Source organism: Flavobacterium sp. ZE23DGlu08 (assembly GCF_030505335.1).
GTDB lineage: Bacteria > Bacteroidota > Bacteroidia > Flavobacteriales > Flavobacteriaceae > Flavobacterium > Flavobacterium algoritolerans.
Genome location: NZ_CP130045.1, coordinates 106922 through 131269 on the forward strand (window position 1 = coordinate 106922; position 24348 = coordinate 131269).

A 24348-nucleotide genomic window follows, 5' to 3' on the forward strand; every position below is an offset into this window, starting at 1 on the left:
TGTTTGTGTACACTATATTTTGCCATTATTTATAACTTAATTTATTAGGATTTGATACCATTTTACTGATGTTGGGAAAATAGTAAATTGTATATTACGGACATTAATTCTCCTCAGAATTACTTTTTGATTTTCGGAGGTCTAAACTTTTTGCTAAACTTTCAAATTCAGAATTATCTTCTCTTTTTTGGTTTATTAAATTTCTAAATCCGTCTTTATCTGATTGTATTGCGTTTTTATAGATGTTTTTTAAATATTCAGAATTAGAAATTAGCAGAGTAACAAATTCTGAATCAGAAAGAAAATCATTTTTAATTACTAATCTGAAAATATCATTATGGTTTTTTAATAAATCATATTTAATAAAATATGGTATTAATTTTTTAGCAGAATCTATTTTAAACTCAATTTTTGATGTGAATATTTCACTTAAAATATTTTTTAAAGTATTTATTATAGATATTGTTGAATGATTAGAATCATAAATAGCTAAAATGTCCCAATTATTATTGTCAATTGCCTTATTAGACTTCAATTTTTCAATCAATTTATTTCCAAAGACATCTAATGAGGTTTGAGAAAGATTATCAAATTCTAAATGTTTAAAATATTTGAAATGAACATCTGTACCATCATCAAAAACAGTTCCATAAGCTTCATTATCTAAATTTTTAAATTCCATATTAAAAACCTCAAATAAATCCTTAGAAATCCTCAAATCCGAGGAATTAAGGCAATCATTTATAAATAAATCACTTAATTTATTAATGTCTAACTTATTCTTATCAACTTCCCACTTATTAAATTCATTAATAAGTAAATTATCATCTATTCCTAAACCTCCTTTTATTTCATCATAATTTTCAATTAAAGGAATAATATTGGCTGATTTTCCTAAATCAGTTTTATTAAACATTTTTAAAATTATTTGTTTAAATAGTGGAGAGCTATTGAAATGTTTAGAAAGTAACAATAGCTCGCCATATTCAATATACTTTAAGATAATTTCAGAAATTGCTTCTGCACGTTTGTCATCATTTAAGCTTAAAATGCTAGTAAATTGAGAGACATATGCAGAATTAAAACCTGAACCTTTTGCTATTCTCATAGCAATTAATTCATTTATAATTGGTAATTCTGAAGATGAAAAACTAGAGTACAGCGAATATATTCTTGAATCATCTAATAAATCTTTCATATCTCCATTTTTTTTAGATCTTTCTTTAAGCTTAACCAAAACATCGTTTGAAGATTGAACATTGTTTTTATCTATAAATGTATTTAAACTATTCTTTAATATTGCTTTATAGCTTTTGAAGTCATATTCTTCAGGTAAAAACTCTGTGTTTTTTAATTTTAAGATTTCCTCAATACTTAATTTAGAAAGATATTGATCTAATGATTTATAATCAGTATATAGCTTATATATTCCATAGTTTTCACCACTATACTCAAGAAACTTAATGAAATTCTTGTCAGAAATTTTACGTTTTACCAAGTAACCTAAAACCCTTTCTGTCTTTAAATCAATAATTAAATCATCAATTAAATCAATATAATTTTCAATATTTGAATCATCAATTAAATTAAAATAACCATCCAATAATTTTGTTAGATATTTATCGTCAGATATATTTTTTAGTAAGGCTAATTGCCAATCACTAATTTGAAATTTTGTTATTGAAAAATCTAATTGAAGTACTCGGTTATTAAATAAATTCCAAGTCTGTTGAATATTTGTTATTGAAACATTCGATTCATTGTTAATAGCAGCTAAAGTTAAAATAGGATTTTCAAAATTATCGATTTCTAACATAGTTGAATAAAACATAGCATTAATGAAATCAGAATTACAAATTTCATTAAAATGTTCAACATCATTTTTAAGCATTGAATCTTTTAACTCTTGTGTATAAATTAGCTCTAATGCTTTATCAACTTCTATGTGATATACGATAGCAGTTAGTTGTTTTGCGTATTCTGAATCATTTGCGTAAACATGAAAAAGTCCGTCCACAATATCTTTTATATCAGTGACAGCTTTTAAGGGATTATTAAGAATTTTATCTTTTTTAAGTACAAAAATAGCTATGTATCTTTCTTTAAATTTATCATCTAAAAGTTTAATTGTTAGAATTTCATTGATGAAAGAAATAATTTCTCGAGGAGTTATTCTACGATTTAAAAATTCATAAACTTGAACAACTAACTTTAATTCTTCTTCATCAGGATTTACGAAAGCTTTCTTCCAATTGGCTTCAAAAAACTCTTTCCAATTTGACATAATTGGTTTAGTCACTCTAAAAACAATATCAAAAGTCTTATTTACATAATCATCACCAAATTTACTATCACCGGCGTTTAGCTCTTTAAAAGCATTTTGAATATGTTCTCTATCAAATGGAATAATAACTTTGATGTTAGAGTATTTTTTTTCAGCAAAGAAAATATGAATAGAAGACCAAATATTTTGAATGTGTTTTTTTGGTAACCTATCAAAATTATCAAATACAATAACAATTGGTTTGTTTAAATCATTATTAATATCTTCCATCCAATTTTGAAAGTCTCTTACAGAAGGTTGGTCTTCAGAAATTGTTTCAATCTTCGTTTCCTCTTTTTGTTTATTTGTATATACCTGAAAGGTTTCTTCAGCGGATAATTTGAAGGCTTTACAAAATCCACTTTTCAAGCACCAATATTTGATAACATTCCAAAAATAAATACCTAGAACAATTAATATTGGGAATGTAACTAAAACTATCTTCCAAAATAATGAGTCAATCTCAAAAAAATCTTTTAAAGAATCTTTGAAAACGTTTACAGTTGGGATATAAACAATTGATAATAAACTAAAAATAAAACCGACACTTAAATAGGGTTGATTAATTGTCGTAGTTTCTTTTGATTTAGCCAATAAAAATTTTAATTTATTATCCCATATTTTTTCATTTCCTTTCTTTAATAAATCCGTTTCATTCTTTATAAAATCAGTAAGTTCAACCAATATTGATTTTCTTTGTTCATCTTCTTGATGACCCCAAACATCATAAACAAAAAACTTATGAGATTTTTCTAATTTATTTTCAATTAACCTAACTAAATTACTCTTACCTGAACCCCATTCCCCATCAATACCTATAATTTTAAATTCAGGGTCTTTAATTATCTTTTCACTGATAACTAAAGCTGTTTTTTCTTGTGATTTATTTTTGAATAAATCTTCACCTAATGGTTGATTTTTAATAAAATTATAATTCTTTATTTCTGTAGAATTTTTATTCATGATTTAACTTTCTAGTTAGTAATTTTCTTTATGTTCTTAATTTGTCTAAAACAATTAATTGTTGATTAACTCAAGAATATCATCTTGGCTAAGATACCTAAAAAAAGAATTTCAATAGTGAGGAAAACCGTATTGTAGGATTATTTCTGAATTTTACAATTAATCTTGAAGTTAAAGATAACTTAGAGAAGAACATTAATTTATTTTCTATGATTGTTATTATAGGCAAAATGACCTAATTTGAGCGAAATAACAATCAATTTTGTAATTTTATTAAAAGATGTTGATAATCATTTTATTTTGTGATTCTAAAATCAATTAGAAATATTTTGATATGAATTAGACTCTGCAATTCTCTATAATAATTACTCTTTTGGAATCTAAATTTTTCAGTTTCACTGCCCATGAGTTCCGAGTGCAAAGTCAGCAAGATATCGGTTTTGATACAACCGGACATCTTGCCGATTGCAGGAACGTTGCAATCTTGCAGCTTCTTAAAGGATACAGGCTAATTTAAAGCTAGTGTTTGACATAAACAATCATGGGTAATTTTTACCTATTAAATGTCTTCAATAAATAGTAGAAAATGTTGGTTTATGATTCAGCCAGACTGCAAAAAAATTTTTCAAAAGAAAAAGAAAAAAAAGAAAGTAATGCAAAATTGGATGTGCATTAAGCGGAGTGCTATAAGTCCTGAAGGGTGGCACTGCGAAGAATGAGCGGTGACATTATGGGCACGCACTTGATGGATGTCCAATACCTTAGTTGTACTTTTTGTGATTTTTTATCGTGAAATTTTTGAGGTCTTTGGGAGGATGTAAAGCTCTAAGATTACTTATGTAAAAGGTTTTAGAAAGTGTACGCTCCCTTATTCCAATACATAAGAAAATGTTGCTAAATAATTATTAGATCTTGAATAAGGGAGCGTACTTTTTCAAAAGAATAGATTTTAATTAATGTGCAAAATTCTGACTGTTTTCAGGAAGGTTTTTGCAGATGATTTAAAAAAAAATTACCGCAATCAAAAATCATTTATTTGTTTTCTTGAAGTAACGAAATGGTGTCGGCAAGATTATAGTCTGTAATATAGTTTAAAACAAAATGTTCCACCTCTTTTTTATTCTCAGGGGAAGTGGAAAATGAATTAAGATAATACTCTGTATTTTCATCAGCAATATGAATAATTTCAGTGTATCCTTTTGAAATTAGAGTGCCTTTTAATTTCAAAACTTTAAGCTCACTGCTATTATCAATTTCTTTTTTAACTCTTAGCTTAATAGTTTTATCCATCGGTTTATTTTTTGATTTTCATTTTACGCACAATAATAATATATTACGCTAATAAAACTTGATTTACTTTCTATTCTACAAACAAAAAAGAGACTTGTGAGGTCTCTTTTTGGAATTAATTATATCTTTTATAAAAGGTTTATTTAGCCTTCAATAATTTTTCCAAATACTCAACCTTATCTTTTTCTGCCTGAACTAAACGTTCGTATAACTCAACTACTTTATCCAGGGGATTAAAATTTGGCTGAATATTAATTGCATTAATTGTTGAACTATCATGACTAGTGAAAGTATTATTGATAACATTTAATACAGTTTCATCGCTATAATTTTTTATTGCTTCAGGTGAAACCCCAAGAACTTCAGAAATTGCCTTTAATTTTTCTTCATCAACTGTTTCGCTTCCTTCAATGTTAGAAACTGACTGTTGACTTACACCAATAGCAATAGCCAATGCTTCTTGTTTCATACCTCTAAGCTCTCTGATTCGGCTTATGTTCCTGCCAATATGTTTTGGTTTTGTTGCTGTTTCCATAGATCAAAGGTATTTAAAATTCTTTAATTTTTTTCAGATCGGTAAAATACAAGCCTGAATTAGTATGATACAATTTCGATTAGTTCGGTACGGTACAATCTATTGTTTACTTGCAATGTGTTTTAGACAAAGATACAATTTTTCGGATAAGTATTAATTAAAAAAGCAAAATTATGAATGCAATTGAATTTTCACAGCAAAAAGAATTGAAGGAAGTAATTACTGAGCACATTAAAACATCTGCGATTTATTATTTTGGCAGGTATGCAACAGCTTATAGTTCAAGCAGGAAAATTTATCCTGATAAAGAACTCCAAAAAGAACATAGTCATTTATACCTCTTAGTTTTTGTACAGGAGACCAAAGAAAATGCTGTCAGTGATATAAGCGATAAGATAAAAGCAAAGACTCAGGGTACTTTGACCGCTACTGTTCTTGTTCACCACGTGCAGAGTCTAAAAGACCTCTGCCAAGACCAGCAGTTTTTCTTTTGGCAGATCATGCAGAACGCAGAGCTATTATTTCAAGATATTAACAAGCCTCCTTATTTAAATATTAGCGAAACTCCCAAAAGAAATTTAAAATCAACATCGCATTACATAGCATGGAGGAGGAATAATATTGCTACAATCTGGGGCTGGGTATATAATGATGATGATGCTTCTAGTTCAGATGAAGTAAAAATGTCCGCTCTTCATCAAATAGTGGAGCAAATCTGTTTGTCTTTGATCCGTGTCTTTTTAGGCTACACTCCTAATCATTTTGCATTAGAGTATTTATTTAATCTCTGCGAATACTTTACTACCATAACTGCAGATTTTTTTCCCCGACAAACACGGGAAGACAAATCCATATTTAAACTTCTTAAGCAACAGCCCAACACGTTACGTTTTAGTAAGACTAACGATGTTGATTATTTATATTATGAGATAACGGAAGAGAGATGCGGTAAATTTAAAAAACAAGCCGATATAGAGATACAAAAAGAACTCGAGAGGTTAAGTCAAATTGAAATTATTGAAAATCAAATAACTGAAAATAAAAAATAATCATGGAAACAGATGGAGTTAAAGATATTGAAGCTATCAAGAGATTAACAGACATGTGTCTGAGAACCTTAAAACCTGCAGGGGACAAAAGCGGTTTATATGCTGCAGAAATTAGAGTGTTTGATTTTTTGGAACTTGCCTCAATTATTAGAAATCTTATAAAGTTATGTATTGTGGCTCTGGATCAAGATGGAGCTGAAGTTCCCATTACGATAAAAAATCAGTCAATTGACGTCGGGCTTATACTGGGAATTGCCTTGCAGTTATTTCCAATTGATGAATTTGAACTGCTAAATGAAATCAGCATATTATTCCCTGCTGATTCTAGAAAGGAAGATGAAAATATAATAAAAGACTAACAATCCATATAAGAATGACATTATCAATTAACCTGTTTCCATTTATAATTTTAATAAAACGCCGACTTTGGAGGCGTTTTCCAGCTCCCCGCACGGGCAAGTGGTTTTGAGATGCTGAATTCATTTCAAGCATCTCAAAACACAACTTGCTATTTTCCTGCGAAAATATTATTGGATATGGTTTTAATGGAAAGGGCTTGAGGCCCTTTTTTATTGTAATGGTTATAAAGTAATTTATTTTAAAGATATATCTAAATAAATCGGATCCTTCTCATATGGCAGTGTTATTGTTTAAGCCAGCAGACTGCGGAGAGATATATGATGTAATAATTGAGTTGTATCTTAAAATATTTTCTTTCAAGAAAAGGCTCAAGTATGCAGGGATGCAAGTAAGCAAGCATAAGGAAATGCAGGCATTCAAGTATACAAGTATACAAGTATACAAGTATACAAGTATACAAGTATACAAGTATACAAGTATACAAGTATACAAGTATACAAGTATACAAGTATACAAGTATGCAGGGATGCAAGTAAGCAAGCATGAGGAAATGCAGGCATTCAAGTATACAGTAATGTAAGCATGCAAGTATGCAGGGATGTAAGTATGCAGGTATTCAGATGTGCAAGCCTGCAGGTATTTGCCTATTTGCATAAGTGTTTTTAAAAGCATAAAATGTAAAAATGCTTTTATGGTTTTTCCGGAAACTTTGCGATTTTATTTCAGACAAACCTTGAAAAGATAATTGAACCTCACAATACCAATAAAAATATCTTTTCCAAAGAAAACAGAAAATCGGAAAAAAGAAAAAGAAAGCAATTTCAAAGGACGGGATGCAGACAGGACAAAAGGAAACGGAATAAGTCCCGAAGGGTGGTTTGTGAGGCACGAGCTAACCATTATGCCGTAGTCTTTTGGACAGGCTCATCCAGCACGTCCTACCTTGGTTTTCTTTTTAATATTTCTTTGAGCAAAATATAAACTCCAACCCGTCCAAATAGACTGAACAAAGCAAAGATGAGGAATTAAATAAACCAAGAAAAACCCGTTTAGGGATTTAGGTATTCACTAAATCCAGTGATAGGGTTTGTCTTTGCGGTTCAGATAGCAATACATCTCTTCCTTTTTGAGTTCGGGAAAGAATTTAAGAGCATTCTCAATGGCATAGTTGGGAAGAAAGAAAATCTCGTCACGGATAGAAGTAATTACTTTTTCACGACCATAAAAACGGACGATTTCGTCAATTTGATCCTGACCTCCACGCTCAACAATACGGGCAATTACCATTTTATATCCTCCATCCCAGTCAATACTGTCGAATCTAAAATCCCAAAAGAATTTAGGGTGAAGATTAGGTATATGTTTGGTTAATGGCTTCATTGTTTTTTTAATTGGTGTAGTATCAAATATAAGTTTTTTTGCTTAATTACCTGCGAAATCCTCTCTTTTTGTTGGGATTAATCTGTAAATCCTGGCTTTCTGATTTAAATTTATACAAAGGATTTTTTACTGCCAGTTCCAGCCGTTTTTGGATAATTTTCCAGTTTTGCTCTTTTTCTTTCAGCATATCTATACCTTCAAAGGTACTAATCTTGTCATATGTATTCAGACCTATGGAAGCCCAGTAGGGATCCTTATCGTATTTTCTCTGATAGGCTTGTAGGTAGAACTTTAATGGTTCTCGTTCAAGCATAAAGTACATGTCAACAAAATCCTTGTACCTGTCTCCGCTCTGATGAATCGCATGGAGTTTCATTGCTCCAATATCTTCATTGGAAATCATGCGGACTCCTTCAGCTGTTTCCACGGAATTCAGAAGAGGGTAATTGTGTGTAACAATATCGACTTTTATATCATCGATGTAGGTAAGAACAGTGTTCGGGAAGAACTGGCTTTCCTTTTCATTTACATCGTAAGTGTCATGCAGATATTTGAGCATCATCTGCGAATTAAAAGTTTTTGTTGTAAAAAGATCTAGATCCACTGATAAGCGATGTCCCAGTCGTAAGGCTAACGCCGTACCGCCGACCAATATATAGTCTTTCAATTTTTCATCTTTCATAAGCCTTTGGAGAAGTTCCCACATCTCCTTGCTAACTGTTTCTTTGCAGAGCATAATTTCACGTTTCTCATGAAATTAATCCCGAAAGCGAGGCACTCTTAGAAAGGGTCCAGTCGTGGCTTTGTTTGACGGAAGTTGTCCTTAAGGCGAAAATCAACATGCGGAAATAGTAAGCCAAATGCTTCCATATTCTCCAATATCCAGAGGCCATTACCAATGATAAAGTATATTGGTTTTAAAATTCTTTAGACGAAACCAGTAAAAATGGTTATGGAAGACAACGGCAGAACCACCCCGCATAAAGGAGGCAGGCATCCCAAGAAAGATCCCGCCGTTCACCGCTATTCTATAAGCCTTAGTGCTGAGGAAAATGCACGATTCCTTTCTCTCTATGAAGCTTCACGAATGGATGTAATGGCCCATTTTATTACGGCATGTGTCTTCCAAAAAGGCATTAGAATCGTAACGGTTGACAAGGCAACCATGGATTACTATATGCGCCTGACTACCCTATTCGGACAGTTCAGGGCTGTAGGAACCAATTATAACCAAGTGGTAAAAATACTGTACCGCAATTTTTCTGAAAAGAAAGCCGCAGCCTATCTCTATAAATTGGAAAAACAGACAGCAGAAATGGCGGTATTGTGTCAAAAAATCATTCAGCTAACGGAGGATTTTGAAGCAAAATACCTAAAAAAATGATAGCGAAAATCGGAAGAGGAAACAATTTGTATGGCGCATTGGCATACAATCAGCTCAAAGTGGAAAAGGAAAATGGGCAGGTTTTGTATACCAATAAGATAATTGAAACTCCTGATGGCATTTACGCCACTAGTCAACTGTTGCGTTCTTTTGAACCGTACCTGCTGGCCAATCGAAAGACTGAAAAACCAATATTACATATCTCTCTCAATCCTGATCCGAAGGATAAAGTAAGTGATGAACAATTTGAAAAGCTGGCGCAAAAGTATATGCAGAAAATGGGTTACGCTGAACAGCCTTTTGTGGTATTCAAGCATACAGATATTGAGCGTACCCATATTCATATCGTATCAGTTTGTGTGGATGAAAATGGCAGGAAAATATCGGATAAATTTGAAAAAAGACATTCGATGAATGTCTGTCGGGAATTGGAAAAACAATTCTGCTTGATATCTGCTATCGAGAAAAAGCAAAATCCACAAAATCAAATATTCAAACCAGTTGATTATGAGGCTGGAGATATAAAGAGCCAGATGGCTTCGGTAATCCGTAATTTGCCAAAGTATTACAAATTTGAGGGTTTCGGCACCTACAATGCCCTGCTTTCCCTTTTCAATATTACCGCTGAAGAAGTCAAGGGTGAATTTAATGGAATCCCAAAACAAGGACTGGTATATTTTGCATTAAATGAAAAGGGAGAAAAAGCAAGCAATCCCTTTAAGGCTTCGCTGTTCGGTAAACAGGCAGGATATGTTCACCTTCAACAACGCTATGCCCAGTCCAAAGAGTTGTTGAAAAATGAGCCATCCAAAGCTTTGCTTAAGACAGCCATTGAGATGTGCTTGCAGACGGCATCGGATGAAAAAGAATTCAAAAAAAGGTTGTTGGAACGAGGTATTAATACCGTTGTAAGACGAAATATTGAAGGCAGAGTTTATGGAATAACTTTTGTTGACCATAGTTCAAAATCCGTGTGGAATGGTTCGCAATTAGGCAAAAACCTTTCGGCTAACGTATTCAATGACTGGTGGAATAATGGCACTAAAATGGAGCAGCCTGTGCAGGGAAATGGTGCCTCAAAGAAAAATGCGACTATAAATGAAGATATCAAACAATCACACAAGCTGTTTGACTTTTTGGTTAAGGAAGATCTGTGCAATAGCCACGAAGAAAACAACCTTATTGAAGTCTTTGGAGGCTTATTATCCAATGGAAAAGCAGAAGACTATGATGAAGAATTATTTGTCAACCAAATGAAAAAGAAAGCCAGACGCAAAAAAAGATAGTGCATACTATCAATTTTAATCGCCAGCCTTTTTGTTGATTCACGACAAAGGAGTGATTCATCAAATTGGCTGTACCAACTTTTTTTAAAAACAAAGACTGTCCCGACGATAAGGAGGGATTGTCTTTGTTTTTTTACAACTGTTTCTAATATTGCTTTGAGACTAATGCAGCCAAAGAGTTCCTCGGTGAGACTGTAATTACTCCTAAGCTGTCAGATGGTTTAAATTCATTGGCTCATTAAAAAATATTGTTTTACCAAAAGGCAAAGGAGGTACAAAATGAAGCAGGAATTTATCAAACAGACTGATGTAGAAGAATATATCTCAAAAAATTATGAAGATATAGAACGGGAAAAAGAACAAAAATTCGTAGATTTAATGATTGAAATTATTGTATCATTAACATTGAAAGAATTATATGAAGAGGGCGATTAGATATTTGAGATTTAGTCAATTAGGGCAAAGTAATGGCTCGATTGAAAGACAGGAATTGTATACCGATCAATACCTGCAATATAATAATATAAAGTTGGTGGATTCCTTCATTGACAGGGGTAAAAGTGCCAAGACTTTTGACCGTCCAGATTTTATAAAATTACAGGCATTCATTGCCAAGCATTATAAATCGGTGGATTACCTACTTGTAGACCAGCTTGACCGTTTCAGCAGGGATGCGGGTGAAGCTATGAGTTTGGTCAAACAATTTCAAAAAAAATACAGTATTCAAATTATCAGCGTGACTGAAGGGATCGTTTTTGATTATGATACACCGGGAAGCTTTTTCCGAGCAGGCTTACAATTGTTGCTAGCTGAAGAAGACAATATCAACAGGAGTATAAAAGTGCGTGGCGGACTCTATACAGCCCGTGCAAAAGAAGGTCGTTTCCTTACTAGAGAAAAACCTTTCGGCTACAGCAAGGTTGGAGAAGGAAAACAGCGCCATCTTGAAGTAAATGAGATAGAAGCTAAAATTGTCAAAACAATTTATGATATGTATCTGCGTGATGTGCCGTTATATAAAATCAAAGAAATAGCTTATCAATCAGGTTTTGACAGGAAAGGCAACATGGCTATTGATCGTGTGCTTGCAAATCCTGTTTATGCAGGGCTTGTAAGGGTTGAGCCGTTCAAAGATCTGCCGGGAGGTCTTTTTCCAGCCATTCATGAGCCAATAGTTGATAAGACAACATGGACAATGGTACAGTCCAAAATGAAGAAAGTTGATAAAGTAAAGGTAGTTATCGATGATGAAATACCGCTACGCGGCGTTGTAAAATGCCATTGTGGAACTCCGCTTACTGGTGCGCCTTCTCGTGGTAAATCTGGAAAATACTTCTACTATTATAAATGCAAGCATTCAAAGCATAACAACATTAGTGCTGTCAAAGCACATGAGCAATTCTTGAACGTCTGCGATTTCATGAGCGTTCCTGAAAGACAGATTAAAGAGATAAGAGATGGCAGTTACGCCTCAATTGAACAGGAAGTAAAGGCAAACAAGAAAAAAGTAGCAGACAAAAAACATGAGCTGGAGGAAGTACAGCAGCTATTAAATGCAGTAGAAGAAAAATGGTTTAGGGACGAGATAAACAAGGATACCTACGAAAGATGGTATTCTACTTACAGTGACCATATATTGACCATTACAGCAGCAATAGAAAGGCTTAGCCCAAATCAAGGGAAGGCCTTCGAGATTTTAGACCGTAATCTGGATTTATTGGGTGATATCAAACATGTCTACACAAAGTCAGATACTTTGCAAAAGCGTGAGTTTGTAAAGATGGTGTTCAATGGTAACTTATACTACCAAGAGGGTATATATCGAACACCTACAATTTTAGATATATTTTCTCATAATGCCAGTAAAATGGAGGAAAAAGGATGTCTTATATACAAAAAAAAGAGGGAAAACCTTTCGGTAATCCCTCACAGTGGGCGATGAGGGGTTCGAACCCCCGACCCCCTCGGTGTAAACGAGGTGCTCTGAACCAGCTGAGCTAATCGCCCTAAACAATGCAGTCATTTTTATTTCCTTATTGCGAGTGCAAATATACAGCTAGAAATCGTATCTGCAAGCAAAACTGTAAAAAAAATGAATAAAATATTGAGCCTATTTGCTTTCACGCTCTATCATAGTACTTTATGTTTCGCATGAAACACTACTATTTTTTTGTATTGATTCGTTATAGTCTTACATTTGTGACATAAACAATACATAATGGCAAGGTTCAAAGAAAATGATTTACCAAAATCAAAAATAACTGCAAGTTCTCTCAATAAAGCAATTCTAATATTTCAATATGCTGGAAATCATCGTTGGAAATTTTATGTAGGTTTAATTTTTTTATTATTTACCGGTGCTACTGCTTTAGCTTTTCCAAAATTGATGGGGATGCTTATCGATTGCGTGAAAAATAAGGATAACGATCAGGCAAACATGATTGCAGGAGGTTTAATAATAATCTTATTTCTTCAATCAATATTTTCGTTTTTCAGATTGTATTTATTTGTCAATTTCACTGAAAACACCTTAGCTAATCTTAGATTATCGCTTTACAGTAATTTGGTAAAACTACCCATGTCTTTCTTCTCGCAAAAGCGTGTTGGAGAATTAAACAGTAGAATCAGTTCTGATATAACACAAATACAAGACACTTTAACGTCTACAATTGCCGAATTCTTAAGACAATTTATTCTAATTATTGGAGGTGTTCTTTTATTAGCAAACGAAAGCATCAAACTGACTTTGTTGATGTTATCAGTAGTTCCGCTTGTGGCTGTTGCTGCCGTTATTTTTGGACGATTTATCAGGAAATATTCTAAAAAAGTACAAGATCAAGTTGCCGAAAGCCAGGTAATTGTTGAAGAAACCATGCAAGGAATCAGTATTGTTAAGGCTTTCGCCAATGAATGGTATGAAATTGCCCGCTATAATGGTAAAATTAAAGAAGTTGTAAAATTAGCTATCAAAGGTGGAAAATACCGAGGATACTTTGCTTCATTCATTATTTTCTGTCTTTTTGGAGCTATTGTAGCCGTAGTTTGGTTTGGTGTTCGATTGAGCATCAGTGGTGAAATGAGCGTGGGACAATTAATTTCTTTCGTATTGTATTCTACATTTGTAGGAGCTTCTTTTGGAGGAATCGCTGAACTTTATGCCCAAATCCAAAAAGCGATTGGTGCCACGGAAAGAGTTTTTGAATTATTGGATGAAACTCCTGAAAAAATTAATTCAGTTCAAGAGGCTGCTGAAACCCAGAAAATAAAAGGTAATGTTACGTTCAACAATGTAGCGTTCAGTTACCATTCCAGAAAAGAAATTAAAGTATTGAAAGACGTCAGTTTTACGGCTAATTTTGGCCAAAAAATTGCTATTGTAGGTCCAAGTGGAACTGGAAAATCGACTATTGCTTCCCTATTATTACGTTTTTATAATATTGATGAAGGAGAAATATTAGTTGACGGAAAAAATATTTATGGTTTTGATTTAGAAAACCTTCGCGGAAACATGAGTATTGTACCGCAAGATGTTATTCTATTTGGAGGAACCATCAGAGAAAATATTGCGTATGGTAAACCAAATGCAACCGAAGAAGAAATTCTTACAGCTGCAAAACAAGCAAATGCTTATAATTTTATCGAAAGTTTTCCTGAAAAATTTGAAACTATTGTGGGAGAAAGAGGAATTAAACTTTCCGGAGGACAAAGACAACGTATTGCAATTGCGAGAGCTTTATTGAAAAACCCAAGTATATTGATTCTGGATGAAGCCACATCATCATTAGACAGTGAAAGTGAAAAACTAGTTCAAGAAGCGTTGGAAATTTTGATGGAAGGAAGAACCAGCATCATTATAGCACACCGTCTTTCGACCATTCGAAGTGCCGATCAAATTTTGGTTTTGGATAAAGGAAAAATTACTGAACAAGGAACGCATCAAGAATTAATAGCTTTAGAAAATGGTATTTATAAAAATTTAAGCAATTTACAATTTAGCAATTCTTAAATTTTAATTCCAATAAAAAACTCCATTAATCAAAGGACTAATGGAGTTTTTTTATAGATTTTAATATAACCGAATACTAAAAACTGAACACTGAGAACTTTATTTCCCTTTTCTTCTGTTACGTTCTGTTTTAATTAATGTCAATTCTCGACTGGTTTGTCCCGCTACCGAAGTATTTTCTTCAGCACGACGAATCAAGTACGGCATCACATCTTTTACAGGACCAAAAGGCAGGTATTTAGCAACATTATAGCCATGAGCGGCCAAATTGTAGCTTATATTGTCACTCATTCCATACAATTGACCAAACCAAATTCTATCATCGTTTGTTTTAATCCCTTTTTGCTGCATCAATTCCATCAACGTATAGGTACTTAACTCATTGTGGGTTCCTGCAAAAATAGACATTGTATCTAAGTGTTCAATCATATAGCGAACTGCAGCGTCATAATTTTCATCGGTAGCTTCTTTTGAAGCGCATATTGGCGATGGATATCCTTTTTCTTCTGCACGTGCAATTTCTTTTTCCATGTAAGCACCACGAACTAATTTCATACCAATGAAGAATCCCTCTTTTTTGGCTTGCTCGTGTAATTTTTTCAGGTAATCCAAACGATCCCAGCGATACATTTGCAACGTATTGAAAACAATGGCTTTTTCTTTATTGTATTTGCGCATCATTTCGGTCACTAAATCATCCGCCGCATCTTGCATCCAACTTTCTTCACCATCAATGAGTAAGGCAACATTTTTTGCATGAGCATCTTTACAAACCAAATCAAAACGAGCCACTACTCTATTCCATTCTGCCTGCTCTTCAGGAGTTAACGTTTGTTTTTCGCCCAATTTCTCATACAATTCAAAACGACCGAAACCGGTTGGTTTAAAAACTGCAAAAGGAATTGCTTGACGTTCTTTGGCAAATTCAATGGTTTTTAAAGTCATTTCAAGTGCAGCATCAAACTGATCTTCTTCCTCTTTTCCTTCTACAGAATAATCCAAAACAGATGAAACTCCTTTAGTGTACATTTTATCAACAACCGAAAGACAGTCCACTTCGTTTACTCCGCCACAAAAATGGTCAAAAACCGTAGCACGTATCAAACCTTCCACAGGAAGATTCGCTTTTAGGGCAAAATTAGTAACCGCAGTTCCTATTCGAACTAGAGGTTGATTATCAATCATTTTGAAAAGAAAATAAGCTCTATCAAGTTCCGTATCACTTTTTAATGAAAAGGCAACTTGCGTATTATTGAATATTTTTTCCATTATTTGTTAAATTTTTGTACAAATATAGACAGAGTTTTGAATATTATTTAGCAAAAATTGCCTTATTTTGCGGTTCCAATTAATCAATACAGATGCAATCAATTCAAGCCAACAGTTATCCGATTCATTTCAACGAAAAAGGATATGAAGCCTTAAACCTTCATTTGACAGAAAATAAGTATTCCAAACTTTTTATTATTGTAGACAGTAATACAAATGAATTTTGCATACCAAAATTTCTCCCTTTTTTAGAAACGGATCTTACTATTGAAATCATTGAATTTGATGCCGGTGAAGAGAATAAAAATATTGAGACTTGCGTCCAAATTTGGAATGTATTAACAGAACTAGGTGCTGACAGAAAAAGTCTTGTAATTAATCTGGGTGGCGGTGTTGTTACTGATTTAGGCGGATTTGTTGCTTCAACATTCAAGCGAGGAGTTGATTTTATTCACATTCCTACCACGCTACTATCCATGGTTGATGCTTCTGTAGGCGGAAAAAATGGGGTTGATTTAGGAAATTTAAAAAACCAAATTGGTGTTATTAATGTTCCAATAATGGTGCTTATCGATACCCAATATCTTGAAACAGTACCACAAAACGAAATGCGTTCCGGTCTTGCCGAAATGCTAAAACACGGTTTAATATATGATAAGGAATATTGGGAGCAATTTTTAGATTTAAAATCTATAGATTTTGCTGATTTTGATGCATTAATTTACCGTTCTGTCGAAATAAAGAATGAAATTGTAATTCAAGATCCTACTGAGAAAAACATTCGGAAATCATTGAATTTTGGTCATACTTTAGGTCATGCCATTGAAAGTTATTTTCTAGAAAATGAAAATAAAACCACTTTATTGCACGGAGAAGCTATTGCCGTTGGGATGATATTGGAAAGCTACATTTCATTACATAAAAAACTCATCAGTCAAGAAGAGTATTTTCAGATAAAATCAAGCATAAAGTCTATATATGACGACATTATTTTTGATGAAAATGACATCGAACCTATCATGGAATTACTCATACACGACAAAAAAAACGAGTACGGAAACATACAGTTTGCTTTAATAGAAGGTATCGGAAAAATAAAAATCAATCAATCTGTTGAAAATGAATTAATTCTTGAAGCGTTTCAAGATTATAAATCTTAATTATTTTTTATAAAAAGGATTGCATTGCGTATATAATATTTTTTACATTTGCATCGATGAAAAAAAGTCAAAACAAGCGAAATTATAGTTCTAATAAAACCCGAAACAATATGTCTTTTCTAAGAATATTGAAACGGTTTTATTCTATTAAAGGAAACTTTAGTTTTGATATTTTCCAATACATGAAGGCAGAAAACGAGAAGCTTCAGATTGTTTATGCAAATATCAGAGTTTGAATTTTAGATTAAGTTATACACACTATTTTAATCTATAATTCTAAAATATAATGAATACAAAATATTCTGATTTAATCAATCAAACCTATTACTTTCCTCAAGAAGAATTTACTTTAAACAAAGATAATCTTCAGTTTCACAATATTGATTTGATGAAACTAGTAGAAAAATATGGTACGCCTTTAAAATTTACTTATTTACCTCAAATTTCCAATAATATCAACAAAGCCAAAAGCTGGTTTCGTAAATCAATGGAAAAAAATAAGTATGAGGCAAAATATTATTATTGCTATTGTACTAAAAGCTCTCATTTTGAATACATTATGAATGAGGCTTTCAAGAATAACATCCATATTGAAACATCGTCTGCTTTCGACATTAATATTGTTGAGAATTTATTGGCAAACGGAAAAATCAATAAAAGCACGTATGTAATTTGTAATGGTTTCAAAAGAGACCAATATATTGAGAATATAGCGCGACTTATTAATACTGGTCATAAAAACACAATTCCAATTATTGACAATTATGAAGAACTTGATTTACTTCAAGGTCAGATAAAAAACAAATTCAAGATTGGAATTAGAATTGCTGCAGAAGAAGAGCCTAAATTTGAGTTTTATACTTCTAGATTGGGAATTGGATACAAAAACATTGTTCCGTTTTACAAAAAGGAAATCAAAGAAAACAAGAAATTGGAACTGAAAATGTTGCACTTTTTTATCAATACAGGTATCAATGACAATGCCTATTACTGGAATGAATTAGTAAAATGTATCAAGGTTTACGTAGCATTAAAAAAGGAATGCCCTACTCTTGACGGATTAAATATTGGTGGAGGTTTTCCAATAAAAAACTCATTGGCATTTGAGTACGATTATCAATATATGATTGACGAAATCATCAATCAGATTAAAATAGCTTGTGATGAAGCCGAAGTCGATGTTCCAAATATTTTCACTGAATTTGGTTCGTATACTGTAGGTGAAAGTGGTGGAGCCATTTACCAGATATTGTATCAAAAACAACAAAATGACAGAGAAAAGTGGAACATGATTGATTCATCTTTCATCACTACTTTACCGGATACTTGGGCAATCAACAAACGTTTCATCATGCTGGCAGTCAATCGCTGGAATGATACATACGAAAGGGTTTTATTGGGTGGAATGACTTGTGACAGCGATGATTATTACAACTCAGAACAAAACATGAATGCCATCTATTTACCAAAATACAATAAAGAAAAACCATTATACATTGGATTCTTTAATACTGGAGCCTATCAGGAAACAATTGGGGGTTACGGCGGTTTACATCACTGTTTGATTCCACAGCCTAAACACATATTGATTGACAGAGACGAAAACGGATTTTTGGCAACTGAGGTATTCTCAGAGCAACAAACCTCTGAAGACGTTCTGAAAATATTAGGGTACGATAAGAAAAAATAAATTCACAATAATTCAATTAGTCAATTTAAAAATTCGTTAAATTTGAAATAGTATTTTTAACATAGTGATTTTTAAGTATTTAAATTTTAAAAAATGAGCAAAGGACCAATCAGTCAGTTTATTGAAAAGCATTATTTGCATTTTAATTCTGCATCTTTAGTTGACGCAGCTAAGGCTTACGAACAACAATTAGCCAATGGTGCAAAAATGATGGTGAGCATGGCTGGAGCTATGAGTACAGCAGAGATTGGAAAGATTTTTTCCGAAATAATTCGTCAGGACAAAGTGCAAATTATTTCTTGTACTGGTGCAAATCTTGAAGAAGATATCATGAATTTGGTAGCGCATTCTCACTACGAAAGAGTGCCTAATTATCGTGATTTGACTCCTCAAGACGAATGGGATTTACTGGAGAGAGGTTTAAATCGTGTTACAGATACTTGTATACCGGAGCACGAAGCATTCCGTCGTTTGCAAAAGCATATTTACAAGATCTGGAAAGATGCTGATGATAAAGGTGAAAGATACTTTCCGCATGAATTTATGTACAAAATGTTACTTTCAGGTGTTCTTGAAGAATATTACGAAATTGACTTAAAAGACAGTTGGATGTATGCAGCTGCTGAGAAAAATTTGCCTATTATTGTACCGGGTTGGGAAGACAGTACTATGGGAAATATATTTGCATCGTATGTAATTAAGGGAGATTTGAAAGCTTCTACAATGAAATCCGGTATCGAATATATGGTTTTCTTGTCAGACTGGTATCCAAAAAACAGTACAAACGGCGTAGGTTTCTTTCAAATTGGTGGTGGTATTGCTGGAGATTTTCCAATATGTGTTGTACCAATGTTATACCAAGATATGGAAATGCATGACATTCCGTTTTGGAGTTATTTCTGTCAGATTTCAGATTCAACGACCAGTTATGGTTCGTATTCTGGAGCGGTGCCAAATGAAAAAATTACTTGGGGTAAATTAGACATTAAAACTCCAAAGTTTATTATTGAGTCCGATGCTACCATTGTAGCACCTTTAATTTTCGCTTATTTATTAGACTTATAGAATATTTTTATGAAAAGAGTAATTGTTGATTACGCAAAACTTACCAATGAAATTTTAAACCTATTGGTGGATAAATTTCCAGATGGTTATGATGATTCAAACATTATTAGTTTTAGAAACGCTAAAAATGAATTAGTTGAAGCAGTTGAAGTACGAACTGAAGACACTATTTATTTAGTAAAAGTGAGCACTAAACTTGCTGATAGAATTGAAAATTATGATGAAGATGATGAAATAATCATAGACGATGTTGTTGAACCAATCAAAGGTTTAGATTTAGATGACGATATTGATGATGACGATGATGAAGATGCTATCGATAAACCAGATTCTGATTCAGGAGATGATGAAGACGATGACGATTCAGACGAAAAAGACTTTTCAGATGAAGATGATGACGAAGAAGATGAGGATTAATTAATCTCATTTTTAAAAATACATTTATAAAGGAACTCACCACGAGTTCCTTTTTTTATTACTTTAGACCTCTAAATACACGCCACAATGACCCATGAAATTTTACACGCCAAACTGAAAGAGAGCTTTGGTTTTGAAAAATTCAGACCCAATCAAGAAGACATTATAAATTGTATTCTTTCCGGCCAAGATACACTAGCGATTATGCCAACGGGTGGTGGAAAATCAATTTGCTTTCAATTGCCTGCACTGATTTTTTCAGGAATTACAATCGTAATTTCTCCGTTAATTGCTTTGATGAAAGATCAAGTCGATGGCTTGAAAGCAAACGGAATTGAAGCCTGTTACATCAACAGCAGCCAAACCGAAGAGGAACGACAGTTTTATTTGGAACGTTTAAAATCTAATACAATTAAGTTAGTTTACATTGCTCCCGAAAGTTTATCTTTTCTGGATTCTATCTTCAACAGTTTAAGCATAAGCCTTATTGCAATTGACGAAGCGCATTGTATTTCGTCTTGGGGACACGATTTTCGTCCAGCGTATACTAACTTGGGTTATCTAAAAAACCGCTTCCCTTCCACTCCAATTTTAGCTTTAACTGCCACAGCCGATAAAGCTACACGCAAAGACATTAGCGAACAATTAAATTTAAAAAACCCTAGATTATTTGTAGCTTCTTTTGATCGAAAAAATTTAAGTTTAGAAGTGCGTCCCGCTTTAGACAGAGTCAAACAAATTATAGATTTCATTCAAGAAAAACCAAATGAATCTGGAATTATTTACTGCTTAAGCAGAAAAACAACAGAAGAACTTGCAGATAAACTACAAAAAATTGGTATTAGTGCAAAAGCCTATCATGCTGGTTTAGACACTAAAATTCGCTCTAAAACACAAGACGAATTTATCAACGATGATTGTAAAGTGGTTTGTGCAACCATTGCTTTTGGAATGGGAATTGACAAATCAAATGTGCGCTGGGTCATTCATTATAATTTGCCGAAAAATATCGAAGGCTATTACCAGGAAATCGGTCGTGCCGGTCGAGATGGTTTGCCATCAGAAACAGTATTGTTTGAGAGTTATGGCGATGTGATTCAATTGCAGAAATTTGCCTCCGAAGGCTTAAATGCCGAAGTGCAACTGGCTAAACTGGAGCGAATGAAACAATATGCAGACGCCTTAAGTTGCCGCAGAAAGATATTACTTTCCTATTTTGGGGAACTCATTACTGAAAATTGCGGGAATTGTGATATTTGCAAAAATCCGCCGCTGTTTTTTGATGGAACGGTGATTGCTCAAAAAGCATTATCGGCAATTATTCGTTTGCAGGAAACGGAACCTTTACCTGTAATCATTGACTTTCTGCGCGGCTCAAAAAATGCCTATATCTACGAAAAACAGTATCAAAATCTAAAAACATACGGCGTTGGAGTTGATCTTTCGTGGTTTGATTGGAATCAATATCTAATCCAACTCATCAATCTGGGCTATTGCGAAATTGCTTTTCATAAACAAAACAAAATCAGATTAACGGCTCTTGCCAAAAAAGTATTGTTTGAAGGAGAAAAAGTACAACTAACCACGGTTCAGAAAATCAACATTGAGAAGCACGAAGTCAAAGAAACGAAAAGTAAATCGGTTGCAAATTCACTTTTTGAAACCTTACGAAAATTACGTTATGAGATTTCCAAAGAAGAAGAAGTTCCTGCTTATGTAATTTTTAGCGATGCGGCTTTACGCCAAATGGAAACTGAAAGACCAATGAGTGATACCGAATTATTAGCAATTGATGGCGTTGGTAGAGCAAAACTGGAAAAATATGGTGATGCTTTTATCAAAGCAATTATTGATTTTCAAAAATCTAAAGTTGTCAGAAAAAAGAAAGAAGCCACTACCTACAAAGAAACATTAGAACTTTATAAAAATGGATTATCAGTAGAGGAAATTGCTCAAAAAAGAAAATTAGGTTTAAGTACGATTATGTCCCATTTAGCGAAACTTTATGTTGATGGAGCTGAAGTAGATTTGAATCCGTTTATCTCAAAAAAAGAAGTTTCTCAAATTGCTGAAGCGCAAATAAAACTGGAATCGCCAAATGCCTTAAAACCTTATTTTGATTATTTAGAAGAAAAAATAGATTATGGAAAAATCCGTTTGGCATTAGCAATACTAGAAAAAGAAAATACAGCACTTTAAAAAACTTAACCCAACTTGCAGACTTTAGCTTGTAAACCTTTGTTTAAAAAGGAAATCTTGTTTTAGGATTTCAGATTTGGGGACTACAAATTTTTTCCTGGTAAAGGGACATTTTTTATAGTTTAGGGCTAAGTAAATTTCCTTTAGTTTAGGGCTTGGCTCTGAACATTTCTTAATTTCGATTGTGTTTTCAAGTACATCTTTTATCTCTGTTGTAACTAACTTTTGAGTATTTGCAATTCTCATAATTTCTTGCCAATCGTGATTTATTTTTTTTACTTTTAGTTGATATCTAATCGTATTTACGATCCAATAGGCTAACAATCCAAGGTTTAAATGTGCCATAGTTGACTCATCGTTCTGATGATAAATAGGTCGTAAATCCAAGTCTGTTTTTAACGTTCTAAAAGTACTTTCAATTTCTCGTATGCAATTGTATATTCTCCAAATTGTTTGCTCATCCCTTTCTTTTAGAGACGTTTTTATAAAATAAACGCCATGTTCTTTTTTCTGATTTATTTGACTTTCTTTGACCTCCCATTTCATAGAAGTTACCTTGCTCGTTTTTTGGTCAACCAATAAATCAATTTGGTAATGCTTGGCTATTGAGGGATATTTTTGTTGCAATCGCCCTATTTTTTGATTTATAATTTCTTGCTTTTTTATCCCCGATTTTTTGGCTAATCCATTGGCAAGTTTGGTTAATGTGTCTTCATAAAGGGTTTTAAATTTGCGATTCATTGAACGTTCTTTCATTGCTTTCATGTCGCTTTTCACCTTGAAAACACACTGATTTTGTTCTTCACCTTCAATTTCATTCAGCTCTATTTTCTGATTTTTTTTGTCATAAACTATTGTAGGGATTTCATTTTTTAAGGCATATTTTTTGGGTTTAGTACGGCTTACACATAAATAATCATATCCTTTTTCTGTCACCAATTTCAAGTTTTCGTCAGTGGCAATACCAGCATCCATAATCACCAAAGCCTTTTTTGTGGACTCACTCGTAGCCTCACGAAGGCTATCAATCATATCGGACAAGGTCTTGCAATCGGCCATATTCCCTTGGTAGATATTGGAATATTTCAAAAAGCCTTCTACATTTACAACAGCTGCCAAAACAACTAGTTTGGCATCGGTTCGCTTTTCCTTGCTACGTCCGTACTGAGCTAAATCACTGTTCTTTTTCTGACCTTCAAAATAGGTATTGGTTAGGTCATACAAATAAAATTTATCTTCAATATCAAATAATTCATTGGTCTTTTGAGACAAATATTTTTCCATCTCATCTTTAACTTGATACAAATTTAAGGCAGATTGATATAATTTATCCTTTGTTATTTTTTTGATAGGATAAGCGGTTAATTCACAAATAGCCGAATTTTCTTTTATCCATTTACTGGTTCTGTTTTCGCTCGCGGGATAAACGGCTCTGCTTATAATTTGAGTGAGTGCCAATTGAACTTGTTCTTCCGGCCAATTTTTATCCAATAAAAACTGGTCTATTTTTAGTTGCTTCAATGTTTGCAAACTCATCCATTCACCTCCTAGTTCACGTGCTTCAGTGTGTTTTAGTGTGTTCAAATCTACACTGTGAATGTCTTTTTGGGAAGAATGAGAATTATCTATTTTGTTTGATTTTAGTATTTTGGAATACAATTCATCAATATACTCCCAAAGATGTTCTTGAAAATCATCTTCAAACAAGCTGTTTTTTCCATTGAGTTTTTCAGTCAATTTTTTCTGGATATAATTCAATTCCTCAGCCGTTAAATGGTCTATAAATCCAGCAGTTACAATAGTTCTGTTTCTAACAATATCGTTTTGATCACGAAAACTCTCTACCAATCGGTAGTAGGATTCCATTTTGCCTGTTTCAGGATTTCGACGAAAAGTAGATTTGAAATACATTTAGTAAAAATCGGAAATATCCCCATTAAAGACAAGATTTGCTGGGGACTACAAAACGGAA

The 24348-nt window shown here is 33.0% G+C and carries 19 protein-coding genes and 1 tRNA gene; 12 read left to right on the plus strand and 8 right to left on the minus strand.

All coding sequences use genetic code 11. The features are described from left to right. Nucleotides 1-103: 103 nt before the first annotated feature. The 3 genes from Q1W72_RS00500 to Q1W72_RS00510 all read right to left on the minus strand — a co-directional run bounded on the left by Q1W72_RS00500 (nucleotide 104) and on the right by Q1W72_RS00510 (nucleotide 5111). On the minus strand, nucleotides 104-3286 hold the full coding sequence (locus Q1W72_RS00500) for a P-loop NTPase fold protein (protein WP_302136714.1): 3183 nt from the start codon (nucleotides 3284-3286) through the stop codon (nucleotides 104-106). 1032 nt (nucleotides 3287-4318) lie between these two features. Further along, the gene (locus Q1W72_RS00505) at nucleotides 4319-4576 is read right to left on the minus strand and encodes a hypothetical protein (protein WP_302136716.1); all 258 of its coding nucleotides are present in this window, start codon (nucleotides 4574-4576) and stop codon (nucleotides 4319-4321) included. Nucleotides 4577-4715: 139 nt separating this feature from the next. Beyond that, complete coding sequence (locus tag Q1W72_RS00510; protein WP_099713501.1) at nucleotides 4716-5111, minus strand: helix-turn-helix domain-containing protein; 396 nt, start codon at nucleotides 5109-5111, stop codon at nucleotides 4716-4718. A gap of 173 nt (nucleotides 5112-5284) precedes the next feature. On the opposite strand from Q1W72_RS00510, the gene Q1W72_RS00515 reads away from it, so the two are divergent. Together Q1W72_RS00515 and Q1W72_RS00520 are read left to right on the plus strand one after the other, a co-directional pair. Next, nucleotides 5285-6160: a hypothetical protein gene (locus Q1W72_RS00515; protein ID WP_302136719.1), complete on the plus strand. Its 876-nt coding sequence runs from the start codon at nucleotides 5285-5287 to the stop codon at nucleotides 6158-6160. A 2-nt stretch (nucleotides 6161-6162) separates the two neighbouring features. After that, nucleotides 6163-6519, plus strand: coding sequence for a hypothetical protein (locus tag Q1W72_RS00520; protein WP_282730829.1), 357 nt, complete (start codon nucleotides 6163-6165; stop codon nucleotides 6517-6519). A 1069-nt stretch (nucleotides 6520-7588) separates the two neighbouring features. Here the strand turns inward: Q1W72_RS00520 and Q1W72_RS00525 are convergent. Together Q1W72_RS00525 and Q1W72_RS00530 are read right to left on the minus strand one after the other, a co-directional pair. After that, nucleotides 7589-7900, minus strand: coding sequence for a hypothetical protein (locus tag Q1W72_RS00525; protein WP_099713498.1), 312 nt, complete (start codon nucleotides 7898-7900; stop codon nucleotides 7589-7591). A 46-nt stretch (nucleotides 7901-7946) separates the two neighbouring features. Further along, nucleotides 7947-8582 (minus strand): nucleotidyl transferase AbiEii/AbiGii toxin family protein, encoded by a 636-nt coding sequence (locus Q1W72_RS00530; RefSeq protein WP_302136723.1) that lies wholly within the window; start codon nucleotides 8580-8582, stop codon nucleotides 7947-7949. A gap of 270 nt (nucleotides 8583-8852) precedes the next feature. On the opposite strand from Q1W72_RS00530, the gene mobA reads away from it, so the two are divergent. The 4 genes from mobA (at nucleotide 8853) to Q1W72_RS00550 (ending at nucleotide 12512) form a co-directional block, all read left to right on the plus strand. Further along, complete coding sequence (gene mobA, locus Q1W72_RS00535) at nucleotides 8853-9284, plus strand: conjugal transfer protein MobA (RefSeq protein WP_302137964.1); 432 nt, start codon at nucleotides 8853-8855, stop codon at nucleotides 9282-9284. Next, nucleotides 9281-10570, plus strand: coding sequence for a conjugal transfer protein MobB (gene mobB / locus Q1W72_RS00540; RefSeq protein ID WP_302136724.1), 1290 nt, complete (start codon nucleotides 9281-9283; stop codon nucleotides 10568-10570). The genes mobA and mobB overlap by 4 nt, the downstream gene beginning before the upstream one ends. 279 nt (nucleotides 10571-10849) lie before the next feature. After that, nucleotides 10850-11005: a hypothetical protein gene (locus Q1W72_RS00545; RefSeq protein WP_158234581.1), complete on the plus strand. Its 156-nt coding sequence runs from the start codon at nucleotides 10850-10852 to the stop codon at nucleotides 11003-11005. After that, complete coding sequence (locus tag Q1W72_RS00550; protein ID WP_302136726.1) at nucleotides 10989-12512, plus strand: recombinase family protein; 1524 nt, start codon at nucleotides 10989-10991, stop codon at nucleotides 12510-12512. The genes Q1W72_RS00545 and Q1W72_RS00550 overlap by 17 nt, the downstream gene beginning before the upstream one ends. Here Q1W72_RS00550 and Q1W72_RS00555 read toward each other — a convergent pair. After that, a tRNA-Val gene (locus Q1W72_RS00555) sits at nucleotides 12503-12577 on the minus strand. The two genes, Q1W72_RS00550 and Q1W72_RS00555, sit on opposite strands and share 10 nt — an antisense overlap. Before the next feature lie 211 nt (nucleotides 12578-12788). On the opposite strand from Q1W72_RS00555, the gene Q1W72_RS00560 reads away from it, so the two are divergent. Next, nucleotides 12789-14576, plus strand: coding sequence for an ABC transporter ATP-binding protein (locus tag Q1W72_RS00560; protein ID WP_302136727.1), 1788 nt, complete (start codon nucleotides 12789-12791; stop codon nucleotides 14574-14576). 99 nt (nucleotides 14577-14675) lie between these two features. On the opposite strand, the gene Q1W72_RS00565 is transcribed toward Q1W72_RS00560, so the two are convergent. Continuing rightward, a complete protein-coding gene (locus tag Q1W72_RS00565; protein ID WP_099715596.1) occupies nucleotides 14676-15845 on the minus strand; it encodes a proline dehydrogenase family protein in 1170 nt (389 codons plus the stop codon). A 92-nt stretch (nucleotides 15846-15937) separates the two neighbouring features. Between Q1W72_RS00565 and aroB the strand changes: the two genes are divergently transcribed. The 5 genes from aroB to recQ all read left to right on the plus strand — a co-directional run bounded on the left by aroB (nucleotide 15938) and on the right by recQ (nucleotide 22376). After that, complete coding sequence (gene aroB, locus Q1W72_RS00570) at nucleotides 15938-17005, plus strand: 3-dehydroquinate synthase (RefSeq protein WP_099715597.1); 1068 nt, start codon at nucleotides 15938-15940, stop codon at nucleotides 17003-17005. 286 nt (nucleotides 17006-17291) lie between these two features. After that, a complete protein-coding gene (locus tag Q1W72_RS00575) occupies nucleotides 17292-18695 on the plus strand; it encodes an arginine decarboxylase (RefSeq protein WP_099715599.1) in 1404 nt (467 codons plus the stop codon). A gap of 93 nt (nucleotides 18696-18788) precedes the next feature. Continuing rightward, complete coding sequence (locus tag Q1W72_RS00580; RefSeq protein ID WP_099715600.1) at nucleotides 18789-19760, plus strand: deoxyhypusine synthase family protein; 972 nt, start codon at nucleotides 18789-18791, stop codon at nucleotides 19758-19760. 9 nt (nucleotides 19761-19769) lie between these two features. Continuing rightward, nucleotides 19770-20177: a DNA primase gene (locus Q1W72_RS00585; RefSeq protein WP_099715601.1), complete on the plus strand. Its 408-nt coding sequence runs from the start codon at nucleotides 19770-19772 to the stop codon at nucleotides 20175-20177. Nucleotides 20178-20264: 87 nt separating this feature from the next. Next, complete coding sequence (gene recQ, locus Q1W72_RS00590) at nucleotides 20265-22376, plus strand: DNA helicase RecQ (RefSeq protein WP_099715602.1); 2112 nt, start codon at nucleotides 20265-20267, stop codon at nucleotides 22374-22376. Between the two features lie 24 nt (nucleotides 22377-22400). On the opposite strand, the gene Q1W72_RS00595 is transcribed toward recQ, so the two are convergent. Next, complete coding sequence (locus tag Q1W72_RS00595; RefSeq protein WP_302134830.1) at nucleotides 22401-24287, minus strand: IS1634 family transposase; 1887 nt, start codon at nucleotides 24285-24287, stop codon at nucleotides 22401-22403. Nucleotides 24288-24348: the final 61 nt, after the last annotated feature.